This window comes from Orenia metallireducens, from assembly GCF_003001995.1.
In the GTDB taxonomy this organism is placed as follows: Bacteria; Bacillota; Halanaerobiia; order Halobacteroidales; family Halobacteroidaceae; genus Orenia; species Orenia metallireducens_B.
Map to the genome: position 1 here is coordinate 1 of NZ_PVNB01000074.1, position 2000 is coordinate 2000.

At 27.5% G+C, this 2000-nt stretch carries 1 protein-coding gene; it reads left to right on the plus strand.

Going from position 1 to position 2000, the window contains the following annotated elements:
- The first annotated feature begins 148 nt into the window (after positions 1-148).
- A complete protein-coding gene (locus tag BX659_RS18590; protein ID WP_106231975.1) occupies positions 149-1222 on the plus strand; it encodes a protein rep in 1074 nt (357 codons plus the stop codon).
- Positions 1223-2000 lie beyond the last annotated feature (778 nt).

A 2000-nucleotide genomic window follows, 5' to 3' on the forward strand; every position in this document is an offset into this window, starting at 1 on the left:
TCTTATCTTGAGACTATAGAAACAACTAACAAAAAATAAAATAGCTATAAAACCCTTATACTATAGGCGTTATAGCTGAAATTGACATAACAAAAACCCTCTGCTATAATTTAGTTGTCGATACCAAAATATAGAGAGGGGTTTTTTTGTGTTTAATTTAGTTTGTAAAAATAGTATAACAAAAAATGATATTAAAATCAAAGGTAAAGTATTACAAGATTATTCTTTTGATGGAAAAGAAAGACCTTGGATTAAAAAAAAGATTCAAACTCATTTGTTGGCTGATGCTTATTTTAAATTAGGTTATCAAAATAAAGCTGTAAGAGTAGATGAGTGTGGTACTTATTTAGAGTTTAAAGACTGTCCCAACGGTCATGAAGGACAAAAGTTATTGAGTTATGCTAATTTTTGTAGAGAAAGGTTGTGTCCTATGTGCCAATGGAGGAGGTCAATGAAATTATCTTGGCAAGTGAAGAATGTTTGTCATTATGCTTTGTTGCAAGATAAATCATTAAAATTCATAATGCTTACTTTGACAGTTAAAAATGTAAAAGGGGATATGCTTTCAGATACCATTGATAATATGATGTATGCTTATAGAAAGTTAACTTATAGAAAAGAAGTAAAACGAGCTATTGAAGGTTACTTTAGAGTATTAGAGATAACTTATAATGAAAATAGGGAAGATTACCACCCCCATTTTCATATTTTATTACCTGTGAAAGAAAGATATTTTCAAGGTTATTATTATATAAGTCAAGAACGTTGGACTGAATTATGGAGAAAATCACTTAAAGTAAGTTATGATCCTATAGTTGAAGTTCATAAAATAAGATCTAGAAAAGGTAAATCTAAAGTTCAAGAAGACCAGGATAATTATTTACAAGCTATGGAGAAGGCAGCTGCTGAAGTTGGTAAATATACAGTTAAGCCAGATGATTATATAAAAAATAATCCAGAGGTAACTCAAGAGGTTGTAGGGGTGCTTACAGAGGCTTTAAAAGGGAGAAGGCTAGTTTCTTATGCTGGTATCCTTAAAACTGCTTATAATGTGCTTAAAATGGAAGATATAGATTCTGATAATACTGATTTAGTTCATACTACTGAAAATGAAAAAGAATGTAAATGTAGTGTATGTAATTCTGACTTAGAAGACTATGTTTATTCTTGGAATATTGGGGCAGGTCAATATATAGGACAAGTTAAAGAAAGAGGTCTTTAATAAAGTTTATTTTTGACCCAAGTTAATAAAATTTATTTGTGCTCAAATTGTCAAAAGTAGAGTTCAAAAGTTTTTTTTATTAAAATTAAAGTTATTTATATTATTAACACAAAAAAAGTTTTGAAAGACTTTTGATTATTTGATAAGCAAATAATATAATTGTCTATGTCAAAAATGGGGTTAATGATATTATCGAACGGCTTTTAAGCCGTGAGCTAGAATAAGTTAACCCCCAATATATAATAAGGGGTGCTAAGGTGTTGTTTTCGACATTTTATATTGTTCCCGTATTTATTTATTATAGGGGACACAAAAGAGAAAAAAACTAAAAAAAATATGTATGATATACTTAACTTGACCTATATAACACTTAACCGAAAAGATAAAAATAATAAAAGTATAAGAGCGATTATATAACTATGCTCTTATCATGTACATTTGTACATTTATTAAAAAAATAAGATTGAATAAAAAGATAAAATATGCTATATTATTTATAGTTATTAAATTAAATATTTGAGTTTTAGAGTTTATTTCTTTACCTATCTGGATACTAAGGACACATAACGGAGATTTACACAAATAAAATAAAATTAGTTTATAGAGTAGTGTAGAAGGTGAAAATTTACCTCTACATTTTATTTATTTTTTGGATAAAATAATGTTATTTTTGGTGTGTTTCTTCTTATCTTGAGACTATAGAAACAACTAACAAAAAATAAAATAGCTATAAAACCCTTATACTATAGGCGTTATAGCTGAAATTGACATAACAAAA